This window comes from Acidovorax sp. GW835-FHT14G06 (assembly GCF_058793595.1).
This window is the reverse complement of record NZ_JBXAGA010000007.1, coordinates 64,373-88,304: the sequence shown is the minus strand read 5'-3', so window position 1 is coordinate 88,304 and position 23,932 is coordinate 64,373. Positions and strand designations below refer to the sequence as shown.

Here is a 23,932-nt window from a genome sequence, read left to right as displayed (position 1 = left end):
TTTGATAGTTTCAAAGGGTATCCAGTGAGTATCGGAGACGAGCATTGAACATCCGCGAACTCTGCGCCGAAGACCTCGCCCCCCTGCTCGGGCTGTACACCCAACTGCACGAATACGACGACCCCTTACCCGCGGCCCCCGAGGTGCAAGCCATGTGGGCCGAGGCGCTTGCCAATCCACGCATTCGGTACTTTGGGGGGTGGGACGCGGGCATGTTGGTCTCGTCTTGCACGCTCACCGTCATACCCAACCTCACCCGCGCATGCAGACCCTATGGCGTCATCGAGAACGTCGTGACGCACTCGACCCATCGCGGCCAGGGCCGGGGCCACGCCCTGTTGCAGCACGCCCTCGCCCACGCGTGGCGGGAGCGCTGCTACAAGGTCATGCTGATGACCGGCCGCAAAGACGAAAACACCCTGCGCTTTTACGAGCAAGCCGGGTTTGACCGGCATGGCAAACAGGCCTTTTTCGCCAGACCTCCGCATTGATTTGGCAGGCCAGGCACTGCGCTTTGGGTGCCGCGCCGCGCTGCCAACTCATCCCACCAAATCCTTCACCTGCTGCAACGCCGCTGGGTCTTCCATCGTCGTCAGGTCGCCCGGATCGCGCCGCTCGGCCACGGCCTGCAGGGCCCGGCGCAGCAGTTTGCCGCTGCGGGTCTTGGGCAGCACGGTCACAAAGTACACGCGCGACGGCCGCGCCACGGCGCCGAGCTGGTGGTCCACCTGCTTCATCACCTCGCCTTCGAGCTTGAGGCGTGCAGCATCGTCAGTGAGGCCCGAGGCATCGCGCGCCACGGCAAATGCCATGGCGACCTGGCCCTTGAGGCTGTCGGCCACACCCACCACGGCCACTTCAGCGATGTTGGGGTGGGAGGCAATGCTCTCCTCGATCTCGCGCGTGCCCAGGCGGTGGCCTGCCACGTTGATCACGTCGTCGGTGCGGCCCAGGATGAAGTGGTAGCCGTCGGCATCGCGGATGCCCCAGTCAAACGTGCTGTAGATCAGGCGGCCGGGAATGCTCTTCCAGTAGGTGTTCACAAACCGCGCGTCATCGCGCCACACCGTCTGCATGCAGCCGGGGGGCAGCGGGCCTTCGATGGCAACCACGCCCTTCTGGTTGGGCGCTGTCAGTTCCTCGCCCGTGGCCTCGTCGATCAGCTTCACGCCGTAGCCGTACATGGCCTTGCCGGGGCTGCCGAAGCGCGTGGTCTGCTGCTCCACGCCGTTGGCCAGGGTCAGGATGGGCCAGCCGGTTTCGGTCTGCCAATAGTTGTCGATGATGGGCACGGCCAGTGCGTCGCTGATCCACTGGGCCGTGGGCTCGTCCAGCGGCTCACCCGCCAGCCACAGGGCCTTGAGGCTTTTGACGTTGTATTTGGCCAGGTAGGCCGGGTCCTGCTTCTTGAGCACCCGCACCGCCGTGGGGGCCGAGAACATGTGGGTGACCTGGTACTTCTCGACAATGCTCCACCACACGCCCGCATCGGGCCGCGTGGGCAGGCCCTCGTACATGATGGTGGTCATGCCAGCGATCAGCGGGCCATAGACGATGTAGCTGTGGCCCACCACCCAGCCGATGTCGCTGGTGGCAAAGTACACATCGCCCGCCTTGGCGTCAAAGATGTGCTTCATGCTGGCGGCCAGCGCCACGGTATAGCCGCCCGTGTCACGCTGCACGCCCTTGGGCTTGCCGGTGGTGCCGCTGGTGTACAGCGTATAGCTGGGGTGGGTGGACTCCACCCATTCGCAGGGCACCACGGTGTTCAGGTGCTGCTCGCGCAGCGGGGCCCATTCGTGGTCGCGCCCTGCCTGCAGGTGCATGGGGGCCAGGCCCCGGTTCACCATCAGCACGGCTGTGGGCTTGTGCTTGGACAGCGCAATGGCCTCGTCCAGCAGCGGCTTGTAGGGCACCACCTTGCCACCGCGCGACCCGGCATCGGCACTGACCACGGCCACGGGTTCGGCATCTTCAATGCGCGAGGCGAGCGAGCCAGACGCAAAGCCGCCAAACACCACCGAATGCAACGCACCAATGCGCACGCAGGCCAGCATGGCAAACGCGGCTTCTGCAATCATGGGCATGTAGATGAGCACACGGTCGCCCTTCTTCACACCCAGCGACAACAGCACGGCCGCCATGCGCTGCACTTCGGCATGCAGCTCGGCAAAACTGTAGCTGCGTTCGATGTCGGTTTCTGTCGATATAGCCACCAGCGCTGCCTGGCTGGCGCGCGTGGCCAGGTGGCGGTCTACCGCGTTGTGGCACAGGTTGGTGGTGCCGCCCACAAACCATTTCGCAAACGGCGGGTTGCTGTAGTCGCACACCTGCTGAGGAGGCGTCTTCCAGTCGATCAGCTTCGCCTGCTCGCTCCAGAAGGCGTCGCGGTGGTCAATGGACTGGCGGTAGAAGTCGGCGTAGGTGCTGTGTGCGGTCATTGTGGGTGTCTCCTCGGCATCTCTCTCGCCCTGCCAGGACAGCAGGTTTTGAATTCATAATTATTCATGACGGGCTTGCTGCAAACTGACGTAGCCCGCTGTGCCCTGGTAGCGCCGAGCCACATCGCGGCAGGCATATCAATATGCCAACCTGCGTCACACGGGGCTGTCACACTCCCGGGCCATGCATCAAGAACCGTCCCCAGCTCCCTCGTCGATCTCCTTTGGCGAGGCCTTTCTTTTCTGGCTCAAGCTCGGGTTCATCAGCTTTGGCGGGCCTGCAGGCCAGATCGCCATCATGCACTCCGAGCTGGTGGAACGCCGGCGCTGGATCAGCGAAAACCGCTTCTTGCACGCACTCAACTACTGCATGCTGCTGCCCGGCCCCGAGGCGCAGCAGCTGGCCACCTACATCGGCTGGCTCATGCACCGCACCTGGGGCGGCATCGTGGCCGGGGCACTGTTTGTGCTGCCCTCGCTGTTCATTCTGGTCGGGCTGTCGTGGGTGTACCTGCGCTTTGGCGATGTGCCCGTGGTGGCCGGCATCTTCTACGGCATCAAGCCCGCCGTGACGGCCCTGGTGTTGCATGCGGCGCGCCGCATAGGCACAAGGGCGCTCAAGAACGGCTGGATGTGGGCCCTTGCCGCCGCGTCGTTTGTGGCCATCTTTGCGTTCGACACGCCCTTTCCTGCCATCGTGCTGGCTGCCGCCCTGATCGGTTACTTGGGCGCCCAGCGCTGGCCGTCAGTGTTTGCGCTGGGAGGTGGCCACGCAAATGCGCACAAAGGCTATGGCCCGGCGCTGATCGACGACCACACCCCTACCCCCCAACATGCGCGCTTTTCGCGCAGCCACCTGGTCAAGGTACTGGCGGCGGGTTTGGCGCTGTGGCTGGCGGCCATGGGCCTGCTGGTAGCCACCCAGGGCTGGCAAGGCACGCTCACACAAATGGGCTGGTTCTTCACCAAGGCCGCGCTGGTGACGTTTGGCGGCGCCTATGCCGTGCTGCCCTATGTGTACCAGGGCGCGGTAGAGCACTATCAGTGGCTCAGCGGCCCACAGATGATTGACGGCTTGGCACTGGGAGAGACCACACCCGGCCCTCTGATCATGGTGGTGGCATTCGTCGGCTTTGTGGGCGGCTGGCTGCAGCAGGTGTGGGGAGCGGACGCACTGTTTGCAGGCGCTGCAGCGGCTGCCACTGTGGTGACCTTTGTGACCTTCTTGCCCTCGTTCATCTTCATCCTGGCAGGCGGCCCGCTGGTGGAGGCCACACACGGCAAGCTCGGTTTTACCGCGCCACTGTCAGCCATCACCGCCGCCGTGGTGGGCGTGATCCTGAACCTGGCCCTGTTTTTTGCGTACCACCTGCTGTGGCCGCAGGGTTTTGGCGGCCGCTTCGACGCCGTGTCAGCGTTGATCGCCGTGGGCGCGCTGGTGGCGCTGTTCCGCTTCAAGCTGGGCGTCATGCCGCTGCTGGGCGTGTGTGCGTTGGCGGGTCTGGCGGTCAAGCTGGCGGTGCCTTACTTCGCCTGACCGGAAACTGCATGAATCACTATTATTTTGATAGCTGCCAGCGCATGAAAATCATGCGCCAGCAGCCAATTTAGCTTAAAAGAGCTATTTGATCAGCCCGAGCACGTCCTTGAACGCCGGGTGCTCGCAGCTGCCCAGCCACTCAAACGCCACCATCTCGGTGGTCACCAGTTCAGCCCCCGCACCAGCCAGGCGGTCAAAGGCGGCGTCGCGGTTGCGTTCGGTGCGCGAGCCGCAGGCGTCGGTCACCACCCACACTTCAAACTCGTCTTCCAGCAGGTCGAGCGCCGTCTGCAGCAGGCAGACATGGGCTTCGCACCCAGCAATCACGATGGTGCCGCGCTCGTCGCCTTGGGCGGCAGCGGGCTTTTGCAGGTGTTTGGGCAGGCTGCGCGCGTTGCCGCCCTGAGGCTTGGCCGGTGGGCGCAGCCATTCGCCCAGGCCTTCTTCGGCAGCGCTGAAGTGCATCTTGGCCAGGGTTTTCTGGCACAACGCACGCAGCGCGGCGTCGTTGGCGCCCAGGCGCGAAGGATTTTGCTCGGTGCCCCACACGGGCACGTCCAGCATGCGGGCGATCTCGGCCAGGCGGCGGGCGTTGGCCAGCACGGCGGGGCCCTCAAAGATGGCGGGCATCAGGCGCTCCTGGTAATCGACCAGGACGAGTTGGGATTCGGTGGCGTCAAGCAGCATGGTGTGATGGGTGGTTTGTTGGTGGGGCCACCGACCGGGGCGGCAGCGCTTTCAAAGAGTGGCGCATTGTCGCAGCCCTGCGGGGGTGATTGGCTAGGAGGACTGCAATACCGCACGCACCGCAGCCGCCAGCGGCCCCGCCATGGCCACCGCGTTGCTGGGGTGCGGGATGCAGTCGGTGCTCCAGACTTCGCCCACACCCGCATCGCGCAGCACCTGAAGTGCATCGCCCGCAAACAACGCGTGGGTCACGGCCACATCCACCGATGCCGCACCCGCCTGCAGCAGCAGCCGTGCTGCCAACGCCAGCGTGCGGCCGGTGCTGGCCATGTCGTCCAGCAACACCACCGCCCGGCCCTGGGCGTTGAGCGCGGGCAGCTCGATGGCCACATGGCGGTCACCATGGCGCACTTTGGTGCACACGGCATGGTCAAAACCGTGGCGCGCGGCGGCCTGGGCGATCCATTGGGCGGATTCGCCGTCGGGCCCCACCAGCAAGGCGTTGGGGCGCTGCTCCGCAATCAGGTCGGCCAGTGGCTCGGCGCCGCTGAGCACCACCGCCTGTGGCACGGGGATGGCCTGCTCCAGCCGGTCGATGCGGTGCAGGTGCGGGTCCACGGTGATCACAGCGTCGAACAGCCCGGCCAGAAACCCGCCCACCACCTGCTGGCTCACGGCCTCGCCGGGGTGGAAGGCGATGTCCTGCCTCATGTAGGCCAGGTACGGCGCCACCAGCGTGAGGTGCTGCACGCCCAGGCTGCGGGCCGTGCGCGCGGCCAGCAGCAGCTCCACCAGCTTTTCGTTGGGCTGGTGCAAGCTGCGCAGCAACACGGCGTGCCTTGGCATTCGGCCTGTGGCATCCACGGGCAGGCGCAGCTTGAGTTCGCCATCAGGGAAACGGTGGCGTTCGATGGCCTTGGCGGTGAGGCCTGCAGCCTGCGCCAGGCGCAGGGCAGGCGCGGCTTCGTCGTCGAAATACAGCAAACAGGCAACTTCGGGCGGGGACATGGTCAGAACTCCACAAACACACGCGGCACCTCGTCGGCGGTGCCCAGGCGGTAACCGCTGTCCCGTTCGCACGCGTGGCGCGCAAACTCCAGGTCGGCCGGGTAGCTGGCGTGCACGCGGTACAGCAAGTCTCCGGCAGCCACGGTGTCGCCCAGCTTGTGCATCAGGTCCACCCCGGCGCCGGGCACCTTTGGCGCACCGGCCAGTCGGGCCACGCGGGCGATCTGGTAGTTGTCGATGCCCGCGACAACGCCGCTGGCCGGGGCCACCACGTCCAGCGTCAGCGCACCAAGCGCCGGGTGGTTGTGGTCAAACCCAGTGCTGCCCTGGGCGGCGATGATGGCGTTCATGCGTGCCAGCGCGCGGCCCGAGTCAAGGATGTCGCGCGCAATCGCATAGCCGTCGCCGCCGCGCACATCGGGGTCGCATTCGATCAGGCGTCCGGCCAGGCGCAGCGACTTTTGCCGCAGGTCGTCGGGCGCACGTGGGTCGTTTTGCAGCACGCGCATCACGTCGCGCGCCTCCAGCACCGGGCCCACACCGTTGCCCACGGGCTGGCGGCCGTCGGTGATGACCACGTCCAGCGACAAGCCCATGCGCCGCGCCACATATTCAAACAGGCGGCGCAGGCGCTGCGCCTCGGGCATGGACCGCACCTTGGCCGTGGGGCCGATGGGAATGTCGAGCACCAGGTGCGTGGCGCCCGCCGCCACTTTTTTCGACAGGATGGACGCCACCATCTGGCCGGCCGAGTCGATGGACAGTGGCCGCTCCACCGAAATCAGCACATCGTCGGCGGGCGACAGATTGGCCGTGCCGCCCCAGGCCAGGCAGCCCCGGTAGTCGCGCACGATGTCGGCCAGTTGCTCCAGCGGCAGCTCCACCTTGGCCAGCACTTCCATGGTGTCGGCCGTGCCCGCAGGCGAGGTGATGGCACGCGAAGACGTCTTGGGGCACAACATGCCGTGCGCGGCCACGATGGGCACGACCAGCATGGTGGTGCGGTTGCCCGGAATGCCGCCAATGCAGTGCTTGTCCACCACCAGGGGTTCATGCCAGTCGATCCGCCGGCCACTGGCCACCATGGCATCGGTCAGAAAGAACACTTCCTCGCGGTCCAGCTCACTGCGGTGGCAGGCCACCACAAAAGCGGTGAGTTCGATCTTGGAATACCGATGGTCGGCAATGTCCCGCACGATGGCGCCAAAGTCCTCGCGGGTGAGGCGCTCGCTGGCAATCTTTCGAAACAGCGCGCCCATGGACTCGGGCGGCTCGGCCTGCGCCACCGACACGGTGTGGCCGTTGTCCACACCCAGCTGGGCAAACGCGTCTTCCGACAGGCCCAACTCGTGGCAGCCCACGATGGCGGGGTCATCCACCACGTTCACAGTGGCCAGGATGCGGCGGCCGTTGGCGCGCACCTCGATCTTGGACAGGGCCTGGAAGCCCTCGGCCCGGTACACGGCGCAATCACGGTTCAGGTAGGCCACGTTTTCGCGCCAGGTGTCGATGGCCACGCGGCGCAGGGCCAGCTGGGAACGGGGTGGCGCACCCGCAGTGTCGGCGGGGGCGGTGCCCGGGTTCGCCAAGACGGCAGCAGGAACGGAGGGGACGGCAGAGGATGAGAGGGTGGGCTCGGCGTGCATCGCACCAGCCTATACCGAAAAAGCCCGCCGCAAGCTGCGGGATCACCCCGGGTCAACGGGTTCGGGCCCCCATCTCCTGGCTTGCTTGACCTGCATCAAGCAAAACCAGTCACGGGGCCACAGCGGGCTGCAGCCGCAGCAAGCGCCCCTGTGGGCTGTCGGTCAACAGGTACAGCAAGCCGTCTGGCCCCTGGCGCACATCGCGAATGCGCTCGCCATTGCCTTGCAACAGCCGTTCCTCTTTTTGCACCTTGCCGCTGGCCACTTCCAACCGATGCAGCGTGCCAAACTTGAGTGACCCGACGAACAAGCTGCCCTGCCACGCCGCGCCGTAGCGCGTGCTGGTCAGAAATGCCATGCCCGAGGGGGCGATGGACGGCGTCCACTGGTGCAGCGGCTGTTCCATGCCCGCGCGGGTTGTGCCCTCGCCCATCTTTCCGCCGCCGTAGTTCTCGCCGTAGGTGATCACAGGCCAGCCGTAGTTGCGCCCGGGCTGGGGCAAATTGATCTCGTCGCCGCCCTGCGGGCCATGTTCGTGCATCCACAGCTTGCCGTCGGGGCCTATTGTGGCGCCCTGGGGGTTGCGGTGGCCGTAGCTCCAAATCTCGGGCAAGGCGCCGGGTTGCTTGGCATACGGGTTGTCGGGCGGCACGGCACCGTCTGGGGTGATGCGAATGACCTTGCCATGGTGGTTGTCGAGTTTTTGGGCGTCGTCCTTGCGCTGGTAGCGCTCGCCCAGCGCCACAAACAGGTTGCCATCTCCCGCCTGCGCAATGCGGCAGCCAAAATGCAGTGCGCTCTCTACCTTGGGGCGCTGGCTGAAGATGACCCGCACCTCTTGCAGGCGGCTAGCGTCGGCCGACAAGCTGGCACGCGCCACCGCTGTGCTGTTGCCTGCCGAGCCACCCGCTGCAGGCTCTGCAAAGCAAAAGTAGATGCGGCGGTTGCGTGCAAAGTCGCTGTCGGTCACCACGTCCAGCAGGCCACCCTGCCCGCCCGCCGCCACCGGCGGCACGCCAGCCAACGCAGGGCCCACCTGCCCGGTCGCGCTGACCACGCGCAGGCGGCCGGGTCGCTCCGTCACCAAAAACTGCCCGCCTGGCAAAAAGGCCACCGCCCACGGATGGGCGAGGCCGCTGGCCACGGGTGCCAGCGACACCGCTGCTGCGGGAATCGGTGCGTTTTGAGCCTGGCTGCCTGCATGCGCCCCAGTCACTATCAAAAATATAGCAGCCCGTACTTTATTCACTAGCGCCACCCGCGGATTTGATTTCCAACCCATGCTCTCAAGCTCCTCATGGCCTGTGTCCCGGCCACCGGCAGCACCTGGGCGGTGCAAAGCCGGTCTGGCGCGCGTCCTGCAATCTGAAAAACCAAGGCTAATCCATTTATCTGAATCAAATCAACAGCTTGCAAAAACGCTTATTTTTGATAAACAACCGTACCGTGTTACCCTTCGTCCCCATGTCCAGATGGTTATGCATTCTCATCCTTGCCTGCGCCACCGCTGCGCATGCTGCGCCCCAGGGCACCAATTCTGACGATATGGACCGCTTGCTCGCGGACAAAGGGCTTTTCACCCGACTCGAAGACGTGAGCCACAAGGTGGCTGACAAGGCCCAGACCGTGGCAGGCCGCGCGGGGGATCTGGTGGTCAACGCCATGGGTTTTTTGGGCGTGCCCTACAAGCGCGGCGGCAACAGCGCCGAGACCGGCTTTGACTGCAGCGGCTTTGTGCGCGCTATCTATGAGCAGACTGTGGGCCTTCTTCTGCCACGCCGTGCCGATCAGCAGGCTGCAGCCACCCAGATCATCGACAAGAAAGAACTGCAACCCGGCGACCTGGTGTTCTTCAACACCATGCGCCGCAACTTCAGCCACGTGGGCATCTACGTGGGGGATGGCAAGTTCATCCACTCGCCCCGCAGCGGCTCGGAGATCCGGGTTGAAGACATGGGAATGGCCTACTGGGCCCGCCGCTTCAACGGCGCACGCCGCGTGACGCCCGGCGAGGGCGTCGACAGCGCCCAGGCACCCCAGACGCAAAAATAAGCGCGTGACCACTGAGGGCGCTGCGCCCTCATGTGTGCATCAGGGCTTGATCACATACACCGTCTCGGTGCTGCGAACCGGGCCGCCGCTGATGTTGACCGGTCCCGCAGATGGATCGCCCCGCAACAGCGCCTTGGCAGCCGACATATCGGCCTGGTAACGCGCCCGGGCCTCGGACTCGCAGCCCTTGCGCTGCACTGTCGGCATGGTTCGGCACTCTTCCAGGCTCACCTTGAGCCCGCCCCCCGCTTCTCGAATGGCCGACTGGTAGCGCTGCTGCGGCGTGGTGTCAGGCACGGCACCGCGCGCCAGGGATGCCTCGTCGCTTTGCGCCTGGGCGGCGGTGGGCCATGACAGTGCGCCGCCCAAGGCCAGTGCAGCAACCAGAATGGCTGCAGGGCGCGCCAGGAAGCGCTTCCACGCGGGGCTCTTCGCCACAGGAGTTGGCGCAGCGGAGAGCGAAAACAAGGGGGCGGATGACGTAGTGAACATGGTGGGTACACCTTTCTGTCTGTAGTGGGGCAGGCAGCGGGGGCGATGCGAGAAGTCTTGCGCACACCCGGCCAGCCCTTGGGACAGCCCACTGTAGCCTTGGGCTGGACCTGATCAGCGCCAGCACGGGCCGCGCTACCATGTCGGACACCACCCACAGGGCGCTGCCATGCACCACACCCCCGCACTGCCACCCGACACCGAGACAGCGCACGACAAAGGCTATCTCAAGCGCCTGCTGTCAGAGCGCAACCAGACCCCCACCAGCGACACCGGAGCGATTGACGCAGCCATTGAGCAGGCATTTGTGCGCAGTGTTGCCATCCTGGTGCTGGACATGTGCGGCTTCTCCCGCATCACCCAGCGCCACGGCATCATTCACTTTCTGGCGATGATCCACTAGATGGAGCAGGCAGCGCGCCCCGCCATCGAGGGCAATGGCGGTGAGGTCATCAAGCAGGAGGCGGACAACCTGTTTGCGGTATTCGCGACACCCGAGCAGGCCCTGGAGGCCGCGCTGGACACCCTGCGCGCCCTGAGTGCCATGAACACCGTGTTGCCGCCCGAGCGGGCACTGAACGTGAGCGCAGGCATAGGCTTTGGCCCCACCCTGGTCATTGCACGCGAAGACCTGTTTGGCCCGGAGATGAACTGCGCATGCAAGCTGGGCGAAGACATTGCCACGGCCAACGAGATCCTGCTCACAGAGGCCGCCTGCACCAGCCTGCCTGCGGGCCGCTATGTCTGTGCCCGCACCGACCACCAGATATCGGGCATGGAACTGCATGCGCACCGCTTTGAGCGATGCCTTTTCGAGCGCCCGTTGCATCCATGGGGCTCCAGGGCTTTGAGCGGCACCACACCTGGGGGACGCTGACAGGGGGCATTGTCCGACAGCGATTTGACTACCTCATCTGTAAAGTGACTCTATCGTCTGAACCAACTATCAAGGGGAAAAACATGCTGTCACTGCTTGGGATGCTACTGATTGGTTTGGTGGTGGGGTTGATTGCCCGTGCCATCAAACCCGGGGACGACAAACTGGGCTGGATCATGACCGCGCTGCTCGGTATTGCAGGCTCGTTCCTGGCCAGCTATGTGGGCATGGCGATGGGCTGGTATGCCCAGGGTGACAGCGCTGGCTGGATTGCCTCTGTGCTGGGGGCTGCCGCACTGCTGGTGGTCTATAGCCTGGTCAAAAGCAAATCCTGAGCGGCAGTAGCGCCCCCAGAACCGGCCGCCACCCGATCCCTGAATCACACACTGGATCACCCACTTTCACCACCCATTCAACCTCCATCACCTTGTCACCCATGCCCACCTCATTGCAAATGGCCGCTGGAGACCCTGAACTGGCCGCGGTTGTACGCCGCGCACGCAAGCTTCTACACCGCCGCGCCATGGTGGCGGCGGCGGCCAGCTTGGTGCCGGTGCCGGGGCTTGACTGGGCGGTCGATGCCGCCCTGCTCTCCCGCCTGATCCCTCAGATCAATACCGAATTCGGCCTGTCGGCAGAGCAGATCGACCAGATGGACCCGAAAAAGCGGGAGCAGGTGCAAAAGGCCGTGGGCCTGGTGGGGTCCGTGCTCATCGGCAAGCTGATCACCCGCGAGCTGGTCATCCGTGCCACCCAGACGGTGGGGCTGCGACTGAGCACCAAACAGGCAGCCAAGTACGTGCCCCTGGCAGGCCAGGCCATCGCAGCCACCATTGGCTACGCCACCTTACGTTACCTGGGCGAGCAGCACCTGCGCGACTGCATCCGCGTGGTGCAACAGGCACAGTTGCGACTACCGCCGCCGGTGGCCTCTTCAGCGGCCAAGCGCTGACCCCCAATGAACCGGCGGCAAAAAGCACAAAGGGCCCGAGAGGGCCCTTTGTGCATCGTTACGGACTCACACTGACGTTGCATCAACTGGCCGAGCAGACAAAGCTGCTGGCATCCTCCACACTGCCCGAGCCCTTGTACTTGGCAAACTGCGGGTAGGGGCACAGCGGACGCGTGCGGTTGGGAAAGTCTGCGTTGGTGGGCAGCGCCTTGGCCGCGATGCTTTGTGGGGCAATGCCCTTCTCTACCCAATCCACCATGGTCTGGATCGAGTCGAAGTTGTCGGTGGCCGGACCGCCCGAGCAGTGGTTCATGCCCGGCACCAGGAAGGTCCGCGCAAAGTTCTGCGTAGCCGCCATGCCGCCGTTGTTAGCGGCCAGACGTTCGTAGTAGTCCACCGTGTCAAACGCCGAGAAGATCGGGTCAGACATGCCGTGGATGAACAGCAGCTTGCCGCCGCGCTGCTTGTAGGCCGCCAGTTTGTCGTCGGCATAGGTGTCGTAGACGGCAGAGTACGCAGCCATGCGTGCGGGGTCGGTATCAAAGTTGAAGGCCAGCGGGTTGAACGAGAGATCCGGCGGTGTGAAGAACTCGTTGACCAGGGCATCCACCATCAGCGTGATGTAGCGTGCGTCGGGTGTGGCCGTGGTCGAGTTACCCAGCGTCCAGGACCGCCAGCCGGGAGCCGCCAGTCCGGCATCCCAAGGCTGGCCCGTATACAGCGCCTTGCCCGCCGAGTTGCGGGGCCCGGCGAACACGCTCTTGAGCGCACCCACCTGGGCGGACGACAGGCAACTGTCGGTCTTGCCGCCCGCGCATTGCAGCACGGCGGGGTCAAACGCCTTGCAGGCGTTGACGTTCTGGGCCAGGCCGTCCACCACGCCGTCGGCGGCGTCGCAGGTGGCATTGACTGCAGTGGCCACCAGTTTGAGGTCGCTGTTACTGAAGGCCTTGGAGAGGATGCGGTTGCCACTGGCGTCTTGGGGCGCAATGGCGTTGAACTGGATGGTGTTCCACATGGCGGCCACCGTGGCACCGCTGGACACGCGCATGGCGGGCGCTCCGGCGGTGATGCCGTCAAAGTAGTCCGGGAACCGCTGCGAGAACATCATGCCCTGGCGCCCGCCGCCGGAGCAGCCTGAGAAGTAGGAGTAGTCCGGCTTGCGGCCGTAGCGCGTGTTGATGAGCGACTTGGAGGCCACGGCCGTCTTGTCGTAAGAGTTGTAGGCATGGTCGGTGCGCGCCTGCGGGTCGGCGCCAAAGCTGGCGCTGGTGCCGGTATGGCCCGCATCGGTGGACACCACCGCAAAGCCCTGCCCCAGCGGCGATGGCGTGCCGCCCGAAATGCTGGAGCTGAGCGAGGTGTCGCGCAGGATGCCGTCGTTGCCGCCCCCGCCGATGAACAGAAAGCGTCCGTTCCAGCGGTCGGGCAGGCTCAACTGAAAGCCGATCGCATAGTTCTTGCCATCCACACCCACACGCGGGTTGATGGCCCCCGTGACCACACAGTGCCCGGGCAAAAAGTCGCCCGTGGCAGCGCCACCGGGGCGGCGCGTGCCCGGTGGGACATAGCTGGTGGACAAGTTGGTGTTGCTGAGCTGCGCGTTGGTGCTCAATGCGGCGCAAGCGGCGGCCGGGTTGGCGCTCTCGGTCACCAGTACAGCGTTGCCGCCGCCGCACGCACTGAGCAATAACGGCAGCAGCACGGCGGCGGGCAGCGCGACGCGTTGCGCGATGGGGGTATCCAGCGAAAGGGATGGCATGGTGGTCTCCTCGGTTGATCGGTCTTGTGGGGTTGAACCATTGGCGCAGGAACGCCCGGCGACGGCCGTCAGGGCGTCGCTGAGGGAGGTGCGCTGATTTTTTTGGGAAATCGAAGGGCGTTGCCCCTATCGCCTGGCGCCGCCCTGCGAGCGGAATGCGTAGCGCCCGGCAATCACTGGGCAGTGCCGACTCAGTCGGCCTTGAATCCCGTGGCGGCCACGGCCTTGCCCCAGGTCACCGTGTCGGCCGCGATGATGCGTGCGAACTCCTCGCGGTTGGTGCCCGTCACGCGGAAACCAGCCTCTTCCATCTTGGCCTTGCCCTCGGGCGACTGCACGGCCTTGATGATGTCAGCGCTCAGCTTGGCGACGATCTCGGGGGGCGTCTTGGCCGGGGCCACGATGCCAAACCACGAGTTGAACTCCAGGCTGGGGTAGCCCTGCTCCTTGATGGTGGGCACATCGGGCAGTGCGTTGGACCGGGTGCCGCCTGTGGTGCCCAGCGCCACCAGCTTGCCGGCCTTCACGTTGGGCGCAGCCAGGCCCACGCTGGCAAACACGCCTTGTACATCACCGCTGAACAGGCCACCCAGCGCGTCGGTGGTGTTCTTGTAGTGCACCGGTTCGGGCTTGAGCTTCACGGCCTCGCCAAACATGAAGGCGCCAAAGTGCCCCGGGGTACCCGCGCCAAAGGTGGCCAGGAACAGACCCTTTTGCTGCTGGGTCCAGGCCACAAAGTCCTTCACATTGCGCGACGGCACCTTTTGTGGGTTGACGAGCAACGCGAAGTCGGCGGTGACCACCTGGCTCACGGGCGCGAAGTCCTTTTGCGGGTCGTAGGGCAGCTTGTTGTAGCTGCTGGGCGCAATGCTGAGCTGTCCGGTTTCGCCCAGCATCAGCGTGTAGCCATCAGGGGTGGCGCGTGCGGCCTCGGTCGCAGCGATCAGCCCCCCGGCGCCGGGCTTGTTGTCCACGATCACGCCCAGGTTGCCCCAGCCTTCCGATAACTTCTGCGCCAGTAGCCGCGCCACGATGTCCGGCCCGGTGCCTGCCGGAAAGCCCACGATGATGCGCACCGGCTTGTTGGGGTAACTGGCCGTCTGCGCCAGGGCACCAGTGGCGGGGGCCAGGCCCGCCACCACCGTGGCTGCCAGGCAGACGCTGCGCAGGGCATGCCGACGAGAGAAGTTGCGGGACAGGGTGCGGGTGAGCGTGGAAAAAGAGGTCATGACAAGGTCTCCAGGGTGTTGTTGTGTGCTGTCGGTCATCAAAAAAGTGAAATGCGGGACTGCTGTGCGGCTACATCAGCTCCCAGAACCGCATGGCTACTGCATCAGGGAACCGCGCACCGGTGCCCGTGAACATGCGCTCCCCGATCCATCGCAACGCGGGAGACGCTGTCTCGAACTGGGGGCTGCAGCGAAAGTAGATCTGCGCCGGGTCCACCACCTCGCCACGCACCAGGCGCGCCATCAGCTCGGGCGGGCCGGACCGCACGGCGCGGTTTTGCACATAGATCAAGTCGCCGCCATCCGCCTCCAGCGTGTAGCGCGCGTCCAGCTCGGCCAGGGTGTCGCTCACGATGAGCTGAAAGTCCGCCCCGCCGGGCATCACCCGGGCCTGCCAGCCATCGCCCTGCGCCTGACCGCCCAGGATGGGGATGAGCCGACGCAGGCCGTGCACGGTGCGGCCCACCTCCTGGGGCACGCCCACCTCCACGCGCAGGTCGGCAAAAAATCGCAAACGGGGTTCCACAAAGGGCAAGGGTTCGGTCATGGGCTCCATCTTTCGGGTGTCTGGCAGGCAAGCGGCCAGGGGCGGCGTGCACCCAGCCTGCTTGCGGGGGTTGCACCTAGCGTAAATCCCGTGGCGCTTGACCCCTGTCATCCCTGAAGATGACAGCAATGACAAAGCCCACCCGGCATACCCCGCGCAACCCATGAGGCACTGGCTCCCTGCAAGCACCTCGGGCAGCAGCATTGCGCCCACGCCCAACCTCACGGGCTCAGCCCTGGGCGCCATGGTTCACCAGTTGGGTGACGACGGGTTTGCCTGCGGCATGCTGCAGGAGCTGGCACCCGTGCTGCCCGCAGCGTCGTGGTCGGTGTACCGCACCGGGCGCCATTGCAAACCCACCTTGTTCATGTCGGCCAGTTACGGCATTCCCGACACCACGCAGGACTGCTGGTGGGCCTACCTGTCAGGCCCCTACCGCACCGACCGCACCTGGGGCCGCTCGCTGGACGAAGCCGCCCCGGCCGAAGCGCCCACCCAGTTGTGCCACCTGACGGCGCCCGAGGTGGACGCAGAACACCGCGCCCGCGTGTACGAGGCCCATGGCGTGGCCGAGCGGGTGTCGGTGGTCGAACACGAGAGCGATGGCTCGGTCTTTGCCGTCAACTTCTACCGCCACCAGCACCAAAAGCCGTTCCAGGACCGGCAGATCAGCGACTTTGAGGGCATGGCCCCGGTGCTGCTGGCGCTGACCCGCAAGCACATCGCCCTGGCCCAGCGCCCCGGGGTGTTGCAACCCGCACTGCAGCCCCCGACACAGGCCACGGCCCCCGCGCTGTCCCACAGCCTGCCCGCGCTGCGCGAACGCCTGCTGCGCGCCCACGCGGGGCTGACCGAGCGCGAGCTGGACGTGTGCGCCCGCCTGCTGCAAGGCATGACGCAGGAGGGCATTGCCTGCGACCTGGGCCTGAGCCTTCCCACCGTCAAAACCTACCGCAACCGCGCATTCAGCCGCCTGGGCATCCACTTTCGCAACGAGCTGTTTGCACTGGCGCTGGGCACCCAACGCAGCGTTTAGACGAAAGGGTACGCCACGCATGGGCACAATGCCAGCCCATGCCCAGCCTGCCGCAGTCACCCGTTCCACCCACGCCCCCCGCAGGCCGTGCCCATGTGGTTGCGCAATGGGCCCAGGCCCTGCGCAACCGTGCTGACAGCGCCGCCCTGCAGCAGCTGCCCCCGCTGACCGACGCCGAGGCCGCGCAGGTCATGGCCCAGCTGCGGGGCGATGGCAGCCACCCGCCGGGCCACAGCCCGGCGCCCAACACACCCGATGGCGTCGTCCCCGGCCACTTTCGCCCGCGCATCACCCTCATGACGCTGGGTCGGGGCGATGGTCTGCTGGGCATGGCGCCCCAGGGCAAACTGGGCCCGCGTGGTGACAGCGTGACGCTGGTGCAGATTGACTGGACCTACCGCACCGACGATGGCGCCACCTGGCAGACGCCGGCCCCCACCTCCATCCTCAACGCGCGCCCGGCCCCGGTGCAAGACCTCTTCGACACCGGTGGCCCGGTGGTGCGCATGCAGCGCAACCTGGCGGCTGAAGCCGACGCCATGGACCGCGTGTGGGACCTGGGCCTGACCCCTGTAGACCCCAAAAGCCTGCAGTGGCGCCACCGCGCAGCCGCCACCACGCTGGGCCCTGTGTGGACGCTGGCGCAGGAGGCGCACTTTGGCGACTTCTGGGCCGACGTGGTTCCCCGGTTGCGCACCGAGGGCTGGAGCGTGGTGGTGCACCCCGGCTTTGCGCACGAAAGCGTGCCCGTGTCGCGCTGGAAGCTGGTCATCGCCCCCGACACTGGCGAGCTGCTGGCCAAGGAAGTCGATGGCCCGCTGGGCACACGCCAGCGCCCCGTGCAAAAGCTCATGCTGCCCGAGCGCGAGGGCGCCTGGCTGCTCAGCCTGGGCATCGAGATCGACGGTGAAACGCTGGATCTGGCCCCCATGCTGGCCGACCTGCTGCGCCGCGACGCCCGCTGGCTCAACGCGCGGCAGATGGCCGCCATCGATGACATCGCCATCATTTCGCTGCGCGCGCCCGGCGGCAAGCGCATCGAGGCGCCTGCCGGGCCACTCAAGGCCATCGTGGGCGCCATGGTGGACTTGCTGACCGACCCCACCCGCAAACAGCTGAAAGACGGCGACCCGCTGCGCCTGGGCGCCTGGGAGGCCCGCCGCATCGAGGCCCTGCGCGCAGGACTCGTGCAGGTGCACCGCGTGGGCACGGTGAACGGCTGGAACAACGACTGGCAGTTGCAGGGCGACGCGGGCCTGGCGCAGCTCGCCAAGCGCCTGCGCTCTATCGGTGCGCCCCAGCCGGTGGCCGCACCGCAGGGCCTGCAGGTGCAGCTGCGCCCCTACCAGCTTGAAGGCCTGGCCTGGCTGCAGTACCTGCGCGCCCAGGGCCTGGGCGGCATCCTGGCCGACGACATGGGCCTGGGCAAAACCGCACAGGCGCTGGCCCATGTGCTGACCGAAAAGGAGGCCGGGCGGCTGAAGCGCCCGGCGCTGGTGGTGCTACCCACCTCGCTCCTCTTCAACTGGCAGGCCGAGGCCGCGCGCATGGCGCCCAGCCTGCGCGTGCTGGCCCTGCATGGCGCCGACCGTGGCAAACGTTACCTGCACATCGCTGACCACGACCTGGTACTGACCACCTACCCACTGCTCTGGCGCGATGTGGAGGCGCTGGCCGCCGAGCCCTTCCACCTGCTCATCCTGGACGAAGCCCAGATGGTGAAAAACGCCGGCAGCCGCAGCGCCCGCGCCCTGCGCAAGCTGCAGGCGCCGCACCTGCTGTGCCTGACCGGCACGCCGCTGGAAAACCACCTGGGCGAGCTGTGGGCGCAGTTCGACTTTTTGATGCCCGGCTTTCTGGGCGATGTGCGCAGCTTCAACGCCCGCTGGCGCAAGCCCATCGAGGAAAACGGCGAAACCCTGCGCGCCCAGCTGCTGTCGCAGCGTGTGCGCCCCTTCATCCTGCGCCGCCGCAAGCAGGACGTGGCCACCGAACTGCCGCCGCGCACCGAAACCATCCTGCGCGTGCAATTGCAAGGCAAACAGCGTGAGCTGTACGAGGCCGTGCGCACCACCGCCGACAAACAGGTGCGCCGCGCACTGGAGCGGCAGGGTTTTGAAGGCTCGCAAATCGCCATCCTGGATGCACTGCTCAAGCTGCGCCAGGTTTGCTGCGACCCGCGATTGGTGAAGGGGACGACGAAGACAGCCCACGCCATGGAGCGCGCCAAGCTCGAACTGCTGGCCGACCTGCTACCCGCCCTGGTTGATGAAGGCCGCCGCGTGCTGGTGTTCTCGCAGTTCACCGAAATGCTGGGCCTGGCAGCCGAGCTGCTCGACACCCTGGCCCTGCCCTACCTCACACTCACCGGCCAGACGCCACCCCGCCAGCGTGGCGCGGTGGTGCGGCAGTTCCAGTCGCAGGACGAGACCAGCGCCCCCATCCTGCTGGTCAGCCTCAAGGCCGGGGGCCTGGGCCTGAACCTCACGGCCGCCGACACCGTGATCCACCTGGACCCCTGGTGGAACCCTGCCGTGGAAGAACAGGCCACCGCGCGCGCCCACCGCATCGGGCAGGACCAGCCCGTGTTTGTCTACAAGCTGGTGGTCGAAGGCAGCATCGAAGAGCGCATGCTGGAGCTGCAGGCCCGCAAAGCGGCCTTGTCCCAAGGCGTGTTGGGCCATGACGCCGAGGGAGCGGTCAAGTTCAGTGAGGCCGACCTGCACGCGCTGCTGGCGCCACTCACCGAGCCTGCCAACAACCCGCTGGGCATACCGGGCGAAGATGCGCTGCGCTGGGGCGGCACAGGCAAACGGCGGCCCCGGCCGCTGCAGCCTCCCGAGCTTTAGTTTTTGAGCCTTTCTGGCCTATAGCGCATGTGAATCATGCGCTGACAGCTATCAATAAATGAGCGAATAGTTGGAAAATGGCGTGCGCCTAAAAAGCGCAGAATTCAAAAGCAAGCTTCGGAGTGCGCCCCACGCCCCCCATCCCTAGAGTGCATGGCATCGCAACCCACCTTGTGAGCCATGCACCATGATGAATGTGAACGCCCTTCCCCACAGCGCCACCATGCCGACCCGCCACCCCACCTCTGCCAAGGCCACGCAGGCCACCAGCACCCAGGCCGACCCACGCTGGGCCGCAGTGGTGGCACGCAGCGCGGCGGCGGATGGAACCTTCTGGTATTCCGTGCAGACCACGGGCGTGTACTGCCGCCCCAGTTGCGCGTCGCGCACGCCACGGCCGGAGAACGTGCGATTCCATGGCAGTTGCGACGACGCCGAGCGCGCCGGGTTTCGCCCCTGCCAGCGCTGTAAGCCGCGCCAGACCAGCGCGCTGTCGCACCATGCGGCACTGGTCACAGAGGCCTGCCGCATCATCGAAAGCGCATCGCCCGGTGAAGCCCCCACGCTCGATGCACTGGCGGCGCGGGTGGGGCTGAGCCCATCACACCTGCACCGCATCTTCAAGCAGGCCACAGGCCTCACACCCAAGGCCTACGCGGTGGACCAGCGTGCCCAACGGCTGCGCAGCGCGCTCGACAACCAGCCGACGGCCTCGGTAACCGATGCCATCTACGGTGCGGGCTACCAGTCCAGCAGCCGGTTCTACGAACAGTCGGCCCAGGTGCTGGGCATGAGGCCCAGCGACTACCGCGCAAGGGGTGCGGCGCAGGACATCCGTTTCGCCATCGGACAGTGTTCGCTGGGCGCGATTCTTGTGGCACAAAGCAACCGGGGCCTCTGTGCAATCTTGCTGGGGGACGACCCCGAGGCGCTGTTGCATGAGTTGCAGGACCGATTTGCGCAGGCCCACCTGATCGGGGGCGACGCTGCGTTTGAAGCCCTGGTCGCACAGGTGGTGGCGTTCGTCGAGGCCCCGGACCTGGGGCTGAACCTGCCGCTGGATGTACGTGGCACGGTGTTCCAGCAGCGGGTGTGGCGGGTGCTGCAAACCATTCCCCCAGGGCAGACGGCCAGCTACGCCGAGGTGGCTCAACGCATCGGCAGCCCCAAGGCTGTGCGCGCCGTGGCGCAGGCCTGTGCAGCCAACGCGCTGGCGGTGGCCATCCCCTGCCACCGGGTGGTGAAAAGCGATGGCGCGCTGTCGGGCTACCGCTGGGGCGTGGAGCGCAAAAGAGCGCTGTTGACGCGTGAATCCGCTACGGAGCCCACCCAGCCGCTGGTGGAGAAGGTGGCATGAGCGCTGTGGCACCTCCCACACCAGCCCCCGCCGCAGATGGGGCTTGGCCCCAGCGTGCGGCCGCCATCGACTGGCATGCCGCCACCGAGGCCCTGCACCTGCAAGGCAACGCAGTGCTGCCCCAGCTGCTGGACGCCACCGAATGCGCCGCGCTGGCCCGGCTGTATGGCCATGCGGGTGAGGCCACCTTTCGCAGTCGCGTGGTGATGCAGCGCCACGGCTTTGGCCAGGGTGAATACCGGTATTTCAGCTACCCGCTGCCCGCGCTAGTGGCAGGTCTGCGCGGGGCGCTGTACCCCCACCTGGCCCCCATCGCCAACCAGTGGAACACCGCGATGGGCATCGACGTGCGCTACCCCGCGCGGCATGCCGACTTCATTGCCCGCTGCCACGCCGCAGGCCAGGTGCGCCCCACCCCGCTGCTGCTGCAGTACGCCGCTGGCGACTACAACTGCCTGCACCAGGACCTGTATGGCGAGCATGTGTTTCCGCTGCAGGTGGCCATCCTGCTGTGTCAGCCAGGGCGCGACTTCTCGGGCGGCGAATTCGTACTGACCGAGCAGCGCCCGCGCATGCAGTCGCGGGCCGAGGTGGTGCCGCTCTCGCGCGGCGACGCCGTGGTCTTTGCCGTGCACCACCGCCCGTTGCAGGGCACGCGCGGGCCGTATCGCGTGCTGATGCGCCACGGTGTGAGCCGCTTGCGCAGCGGGCAGCGGCACACGCTGGGCGTCATTTTTCATGACGCAGAGTGACGACGTTCGCGGTGGCCGTCGCATGCTGCACCATCGCCACGCATGACCAATGCCATGACCGCCAGCCTGTTCGATGACCCGCCCCAGCCCGCCCAGCCACCCGAGGTGCTGGAGCCCGGCGCCATGGTGCTGCGCAGCTTTGCGCTGAGGCAGGCCACAGACTTGCTGGCTGCGGTGCAGCAGATCACGTCTCAGGCACCCTTCAGGCATCTCATCACGCCCGGTGGCTTGCGCATGTCGGTGGCCATGACCAACTGCGGTGCACTGGGCTGGGTGAGTGATCGCAGCGGTTACCGCTACGACCCCATCGACCCAGACAGCGGGCAGGCCTGGCCCGCCATGCCACCGCTGTTTCGCCAACTGGCGCTTGATGCTGCGGAAGTAGCGGGCTTTCCGGGCTTTGCGCCCGATGCCTGCCTGGTCAACCGCTATGAGCCGGGCACCCGGCTGTCGCTGCACCAGGACCGCGATGAAGGCAACTACGCCCACCCCATCGTGTCGGTGTCACTGGGCGTTCCGGCGATGTTTCTGTGGGGCGGCGCGCAGCGGGCGGACAAGACCCGTCGTATTGCGCTGCTGCACGGCGACGTGGTGGTCTGGGGCGGGCCCGCGCGGTTGCGCTTTCATGGGGTGTTGCCTTTGCCACAGGCGCACCACCCGCTGACGGGGGCCCACCGCATCAACCTCACCTTCAGAAAGGCCGGTTGAGGTCGTCTCAGCGACCCTGCTGAAATCAACACGTGGCGTAGCCGGTCCAGCCGCCAATGGACGCCAGCAGCTTGTCGGCCTGGGCGCGCCCCTTCAGGTCCTGGGCGATGGTGAGCTGCCGCCCACCCCGCAGCTCAGCCACGATGCGGAAGTACGCTTGGCGGTTGCCGTTGCTTTCGACCGTGTAGCTCTCCACCACCCGCAGCCGGGCAATGTCGTGCGGGGGCACCTGGTGCCAGCGCAGCATCAGGCCCAGCAGGCGCCGCTCGGTGCGCAGGCCGGTGTGGTCCAGCTGTACGCGCAGGCTGTTGGCCAGGGCATAGAAGCTGGCCAGCAGCACCACACCGCCCACACCGCCAAACAGCAGGCGGAACAGCCACGGCGCCATATCGCCCGATGATTCCTGCTCCCAGGGCACCAGCGCCCCGACGGCCAAAAACACAGCCCCCACCAAGGCCAGCGCCAGTTTGAGTCCCCACCATCGGCCCGCCGGAAAGTACATGGCCACCCCGCCGGGCGTGCGCTCCACCCGCCCGGGCATACCGGCTGTCAGTGGCTGGGCGCTGCCGCCTGCACTGCCCCGCGCGGCCCGGGCTGGGCGCAGCACATGCACCAGCAGGCCCACGCCCACACCGCCAAACACCACCACAAACACCATCTTCAGGGCCAGCAGGCCGGGCCGCAGGCTGCGGTCAATGACTGCGTCTGCCGGGTCAGACGGACTGACCCAGACCTGAACGGGCGCGCCATCGCGCAGTGCCTGCTCCAGCCGCGCACCCAGCGCTTCCTGAAAATCGCCCACGTTGTCGCCACCACCGCTGATCGCCACGCGCTCGCCCTGGTACTCGCGTCCCGCCACCTGATAGCGGTAGGTAGCCTTGACGGTGTAGGAGCTGGATTTGCTGCTACGGCTGGTTTCCAGCCGCGCAGCCTCCAACGTGGCCGGAACGGGCTGCCACCACTGCATGCGCGCCCAGTCGTACAGCGTGGGCAACACGCTAAGCAGCAACATGCCCACGCCCACAGCTGCAAACGGCAGGGCAAACAGGCCCAGCAGCCAGCCCCCAGCGCGCTGGCCACCGCGGGCAGCGGGGCCGCGCGCACCCTGCGCATGGGTTGAAGAAGAGCGTCTTGTCATGGACAAAATTCGGGGCAAAAAAGACAACAAACCGACGGGGTGATGGACCTGGTGAATGCCGCCACATGCGGCCTGGACCGGCGCCCCCCAGCCTTGCACTGTCAGATTCTGCGGCGCCTCCCCGGGCGGCGCAATCTGCCATGTAGACAGCAGGCTCATTTCAACGCGATCGCAGCCGATTTATGGTGTTTTAAGCCACAAGCGCTAGTGGAACATGCCTGGACAGCTATCACAAAGATAGCAGCTCACCGCCTGTGCCCTGGCCTGAGGCGCCCGCCACCACCCTCGGCATCTTTGACAGAATGCGGCCATGGTCACCGCTCCTACTCATTCACGCTCCTCGCACGCCGCCGCTGGCCGCCCGGCCCAGTTCTGGCTCATGAAGTCCGAGCCCGACGAGTGCTCCATCGACGATGCCCTGGCCGCGCCCAACGCCACGGTGCCCTGGACGGGCGTACGCAATTACCAGGCCCGCAACTTCATGCGCGACGACATGCAGGTGGGAGATGGGGTGTTGTTCTATCACTCCAGTTGTCCTGCGCCCGGCATTGCGGGCATTGCCCGTGTGGCCAGCGGCATCCGGGCCGACCCCACGCAGTTTGACCCCGCGTCGCCATACCACGACCCCAAATCGCCACGAGACGCGCCCCGCTGGCTGCTGCTGGACGTGCAGGCGCTGCGCAAGACCCGGCTCATCGGCCTGCCCGAGCTGCGGGCCCGGCCCGAGCTGGCCACCATGCGCCTGCTGCAGCGTGGCAGCCGCCTGTCGATCACACCCGTGTCGCAAGACGAGTGGACGGTGATCACCACCGAACTGATGACGCTGCGATAGGGCTTGCGGCGGATCAGCGGCGCGCCA

At 66.4% G+C, this 23,932-nt stretch carries 23 protein-coding genes; 13 read left to right on the top strand and 10 right to left on the bottom strand.

Features of this window, described 5'->3' with window-relative positions; genetic code table 11:
* Positions 1-44 precede the first annotated feature (44 nt).
* The gene (locus AC1Q64_RS13810; RefSeq protein WP_492251710.1) at positions 45-491 is read left to right on the top strand and encodes a GNAT family N-acetyltransferase; all 447 of its coding nucleotides are present in this window, start codon (positions 45-47) and stop codon (positions 489-491) included.
* 48 nt (positions 492-539) lie between these two features.
* Here AC1Q64_RS13810 and AC1Q64_RS13805 read toward each other — a convergent pair whose 3' ends face one another.
* Positions 540-2,441, bottom strand: a complete 1,902-nt coding sequence (locus AC1Q64_RS13805) for a propionate--CoA ligase (protein WP_492251709.1) — start codon at positions 2,439-2,441, stop codon at positions 540-542.
* A 184-nt stretch (positions 2,442-2,625) separates the two neighbouring features.
* On the opposite strand from AC1Q64_RS13805, the gene chrA reads away from it, so the two are divergent.
* Positions 2,626-3,978 (top strand): chromate efflux transporter, encoded by a 1,353-nt coding sequence (gene chrA / locus AC1Q64_RS13800; protein WP_492251708.1) that lies wholly within the window; start codon positions 2,626-2,628, stop codon positions 3,976-3,978.
* Between the two features lie 84 nt (positions 3,979-4,062).
* On the opposite strand, the gene AC1Q64_RS13795 is transcribed toward chrA, so the two are convergent.
* From AC1Q64_RS13795 to AC1Q64_RS13780, 4 genes are all read right to left on the bottom strand, one after another.
* A complete protein-coding gene (locus AC1Q64_RS13795) occupies positions 4,063-4,668 on the bottom strand; it encodes an isochorismatase family protein (RefSeq protein WP_492251707.1) in 606 nt (201 codons plus the stop codon).
* A 93-nt stretch (positions 4,669-4,761) separates the two neighbouring features.
* A complete protein-coding gene (locus tag AC1Q64_RS13790; RefSeq protein WP_492251706.1) occupies positions 4,762-5,676 on the bottom strand; it encodes a ribose-phosphate diphosphokinase in 915 nt (304 codons plus the stop codon).
* Positions 5,677-5,678: 2 nt separating this feature from the next.
* Positions 5,679-7,208, bottom strand: coding sequence for a thymidine phosphorylase family protein (locus AC1Q64_RS13785; protein WP_492251904.1), 1,530 nt, complete (start codon positions 7,206-7,208; stop codon positions 5,679-5,681).
* A gap of 223 nt (positions 7,209-7,431) precedes the next feature.
* Positions 7,432-8,604 carry a PQQ-dependent sugar dehydrogenase gene (locus AC1Q64_RS13780; protein ID WP_492251705.1) on the bottom strand — a complete coding sequence of 391 codons (1,173 nt, stop codon included), beginning with the start codon at positions 8,602-8,604 and terminating at the stop codon, positions 7,432-7,434.
* A 182-nt stretch (positions 8,605-8,786) separates the two neighbouring features.
* Here AC1Q64_RS13780 and AC1Q64_RS13775 point away from each other — a divergent pair, with 182 nt between their 5' ends.
* Positions 8,787-9,374, top strand: a complete 588-nt coding sequence (locus tag AC1Q64_RS13775) for a C40 family peptidase (RefSeq protein ID WP_291434523.1) — start codon at positions 8,787-8,789, stop codon at positions 9,372-9,374.
* Positions 9,375-9,413: 39 nt separating this feature from the next.
* On the opposite strand, the gene AC1Q64_RS13770 is transcribed toward AC1Q64_RS13775, so the two are convergent.
* A complete protein-coding gene (locus AC1Q64_RS13770) occupies positions 9,414-9,866 on the bottom strand; it encodes a hypothetical protein (protein WP_492251704.1) in 453 nt (150 codons plus the stop codon).
* A gap of 169 nt (positions 9,867-10,035) precedes the next feature.
* On the opposite strand from AC1Q64_RS13770, the gene AC1Q64_RS13765 reads away from it, so the two are divergent.
* The 4 genes from AC1Q64_RS13765 to AC1Q64_RS13750 all read left to right on the top strand — a co-directional run bounded on the left by AC1Q64_RS13765 (position 10,036) and on the right by AC1Q64_RS13750 (position 11,695).
* Positions 10,036-10,269, top strand: coding sequence for a hypothetical protein (locus AC1Q64_RS13765; protein WP_492251703.1), 234 nt, complete (start codon positions 10,036-10,038; stop codon positions 10,267-10,269).
* Positions 10,270-10,743 carry a nucleotidyl cyclase domain-containing protein gene (locus AC1Q64_RS13760; protein WP_492251702.1) on the top strand — a complete coding sequence of 158 codons (474 nt, stop codon included), beginning with the start codon at positions 10,270-10,272 and terminating at the stop codon, positions 10,741-10,743.
* Positions 10,744-10,826: 83 nt separating this feature from the next.
* Positions 10,827-11,078 (top strand): GlsB/YeaQ/YmgE family stress response membrane protein, encoded by a 252-nt coding sequence (locus AC1Q64_RS13755; RefSeq protein ID WP_291434516.1) that lies wholly within the window; start codon positions 10,827-10,829, stop codon positions 11,076-11,078.
* A 101-nt stretch (positions 11,079-11,179) separates the two neighbouring features.
* A complete protein-coding gene (locus AC1Q64_RS13750; protein ID WP_492251701.1) occupies positions 11,180-11,695 on the top strand; it encodes a hypothetical protein in 516 nt (171 codons plus the stop codon).
* 82 nt (positions 11,696-11,777) lie between these two features.
* Here the strand turns inward: AC1Q64_RS13750 and AC1Q64_RS13745 are convergent, their stop codons facing one another.
* From AC1Q64_RS13745 to AC1Q64_RS13735, 3 genes are all read right to left on the bottom strand, one after another.
* Positions 11,778-13,457, bottom strand: a complete 1,680-nt coding sequence (locus AC1Q64_RS13745; protein ID WP_288850318.1) for a DUF6351 family protein — start codon at positions 13,455-13,457, stop codon at positions 11,778-11,780.
* 191 nt (positions 13,458-13,648) lie between these two features.
* Positions 13,649-14,686: a Bug family tripartite tricarboxylate transporter substrate binding protein gene (locus tag AC1Q64_RS13740; protein WP_200938932.1), complete on the bottom strand. Its 1,038-nt coding sequence runs from the start codon at positions 14,684-14,686 to the stop codon at positions 13,649-13,651.
* Positions 14,687-14,756: 70 nt separating this feature from the next.
* Positions 14,757-15,233 (bottom strand): DUF3237 domain-containing protein, encoded by a 477-nt coding sequence (locus AC1Q64_RS13735; protein ID WP_492251700.1) that lies wholly within the window; start codon positions 15,231-15,233, stop codon positions 14,757-14,759.
* Positions 15,234-15,396: 163 nt separating this feature from the next.
* Here AC1Q64_RS13735 and AC1Q64_RS13730 point away from each other — a divergent pair, with 163 nt between their 5' ends.
* The 5 genes from AC1Q64_RS13730 (at position 15,397) to alkB (ending at position 21,935) form a co-directional block, all read left to right on the top strand.
* On the top strand, positions 15,397-16,269 hold the full coding sequence (locus AC1Q64_RS13730) for a helix-turn-helix transcriptional regulator (protein ID WP_492251699.1): 873 nt from the start codon (positions 15,397-15,399) through the stop codon (positions 16,267-16,269).
* A 38-nt stretch (positions 16,270-16,307) separates the two neighbouring features.
* A complete protein-coding gene (locus AC1Q64_RS13725) occupies positions 16,308-19,118 on the top strand; it encodes a DEAD/DEAH box helicase (protein WP_492251698.1) in 2,811 nt (936 codons plus the stop codon).
* Positions 19,119-19,341: 223 nt separating this feature from the next.
* Complete coding sequence (ada, locus tag AC1Q64_RS13720) at positions 19,342-20,475, top strand: bifunctional DNA-binding transcriptional regulator/O6-methylguanine-DNA methyltransferase Ada (protein ID WP_492251903.1); 1,134 nt, start codon at positions 19,342-19,344, stop codon at positions 20,473-20,475.
* Positions 20,472-21,227, top strand: a complete 756-nt coding sequence (locus AC1Q64_RS13715; protein ID WP_492251697.1) for a 2OG-Fe(II) oxygenase — start codon at positions 20,472-20,474, stop codon at positions 21,225-21,227. The genes ada and AC1Q64_RS13715 overlap by 4 nt, the downstream gene beginning before the upstream one ends.
* 54 nt (positions 21,228-21,281) lie before the next feature.
* On the top strand, positions 21,282-21,935 hold the full coding sequence (gene alkB / locus AC1Q64_RS13710) for a DNA oxidative demethylase AlkB (protein WP_291434559.1): 654 nt from the start codon (positions 21,282-21,284) through the stop codon (positions 21,933-21,935).
* Between the two features lie 25 nt (positions 21,936-21,960).
* Here the strand turns inward: alkB and AC1Q64_RS13705 are convergent, their stop codons facing one another.
* Positions 21,961-23,073: a DUF3592 domain-containing protein gene (locus AC1Q64_RS13705; protein ID WP_492251696.1), complete on the bottom strand. Its 1,113-nt coding sequence runs from the start codon at positions 23,071-23,073 to the stop codon at positions 21,961-21,963.
* 310 nt (positions 23,074-23,383) lie between these two features.
* Between AC1Q64_RS13705 and AC1Q64_RS13700 the strand changes: the two genes are divergently transcribed.
* Entirely contained in the window at positions 23,384-23,905 is a 522-nt protein-coding gene (locus AC1Q64_RS13700; protein WP_291434500.1) for an EVE domain-containing protein, read from the top strand.
* Positions 23,906-23,932 lie beyond the last annotated feature (27 nt).

Excerpts from the sequence above, each read along its gene's own strand:
- AC1Q64_RS13805 (WP_492251709.1), bottom strand. The coding sequence starts at position 2,441 with ATGACCGCACACAGCACCTACGCCGACTTCTACCGCCAGTCCATTGAC.
- chrA (WP_492251708.1), top strand. The coding sequence starts at position 2,626 with ATGCATCAAGAACCGTCCCCAGCTCCCTCGTCGATCTCCTTTGGCGAG.
- AC1Q64_RS13795 (WP_492251707.1), bottom strand. The coding sequence starts at position 4,668 with ATGCTGCTTGACGCCACCGAATCCCAACTCGTCCTGGTCGATTACCAG.
- AC1Q64_RS13790 (WP_492251706.1), bottom strand. The coding sequence starts at position 5,676 with ATGTCCCCGCCCGAAGTTGCCTGTTTGCTGTATTTCGACGACGAAGCC.
- AC1Q64_RS13780 (WP_492251705.1), bottom strand. The coding sequence starts at position 8,604 with ATGGGTTGGAAATCAAATCCGCGGGTGGCGCTAGTGAATAAAGTACGG.
- AC1Q64_RS13775 (WP_291434523.1), top strand. The coding sequence starts at position 8,787 with ATGTCCAGATGGTTATGCATTCTCATCCTTGCCTGCGCCACCGCTGCG.
- AC1Q64_RS13770 (WP_492251704.1), bottom strand. The coding sequence starts at position 9,866 with ATGTTCACTACGTCATCCGCCCCCTTGTTTTCGCTCTCCGCTGCGCCA.
- AC1Q64_RS13765 (WP_492251703.1), top strand. The coding sequence starts at position 10,036 with ATGCACCACACCCCCGCACTGCCACCCGACACCGAGACAGCGCACGAC.
- AC1Q64_RS13760 (WP_492251702.1), top strand. The coding sequence starts at position 10,270 with ATGGAGCAGGCAGCGCGCCCCGCCATCGAGGGCAATGGCGGTGAGGTC.
- AC1Q64_RS13755 (WP_291434516.1), top strand. The coding sequence starts at position 10,827 with ATGCTGTCACTGCTTGGGATGCTACTGATTGGTTTGGTGGTGGGGTTG.
- AC1Q64_RS13750 (WP_492251701.1), top strand. The coding sequence starts at position 11,180 with ATGCCCACCTCATTGCAAATGGCCGCTGGAGACCCTGAACTGGCCGCG.
- AC1Q64_RS13745 (WP_288850318.1), bottom strand. The coding sequence starts at position 13,457 with ATGCCATCCCTTTCGCTGGATACCCCCATCGCGCAACGCGTCGCGCTG.
- AC1Q64_RS13740 (WP_200938932.1), bottom strand. The coding sequence starts at position 14,686 with ATGACCTCTTTTTCCACGCTCACCCGCACCCTGTCCCGCAACTTCTCT.
- AC1Q64_RS13735 (WP_492251700.1), bottom strand. The coding sequence starts at position 15,233 with ATGACCGAACCCTTGCCCTTTGTGGAACCCCGTTTGCGATTTTTTGCC.
- AC1Q64_RS13730 (WP_492251699.1), top strand. The coding sequence starts at position 15,397 with ATGAGGCACTGGCTCCCTGCAAGCACCTCGGGCAGCAGCATTGCGCCC.
- AC1Q64_RS13725 (WP_492251698.1), top strand. The coding sequence starts at position 16,308 with ATGCCCAGCCTGCCGCAGTCACCCGTTCCACCCACGCCCCCCGCAGGC.
- ada (WP_492251903.1), top strand. The coding sequence starts at position 19,342 with ATGCCGACCCGCCACCCCACCTCTGCCAAGGCCACGCAGGCCACCAGC.
- AC1Q64_RS13715 (WP_492251697.1), top strand. The coding sequence starts at position 20,472 with ATGAGCGCTGTGGCACCTCCCACACCAGCCCCCGCCGCAGATGGGGCT.
- alkB (WP_291434559.1), top strand. The coding sequence starts at position 21,282 with ATGACCGCCAGCCTGTTCGATGACCCGCCCCAGCCCGCCCAGCCACCC.
- AC1Q64_RS13705 (WP_492251696.1), bottom strand. The coding sequence starts at position 23,073 with ATGACAAGACGCTCTTCTTCAACCCATGCGCAGGGTGCGCGCGGCCCC.
- AC1Q64_RS13700 (WP_291434500.1), top strand. The coding sequence starts at position 23,384 with ATGGTCACCGCTCCTACTCATTCACGCTCCTCGCACGCCGCCGCTGGC.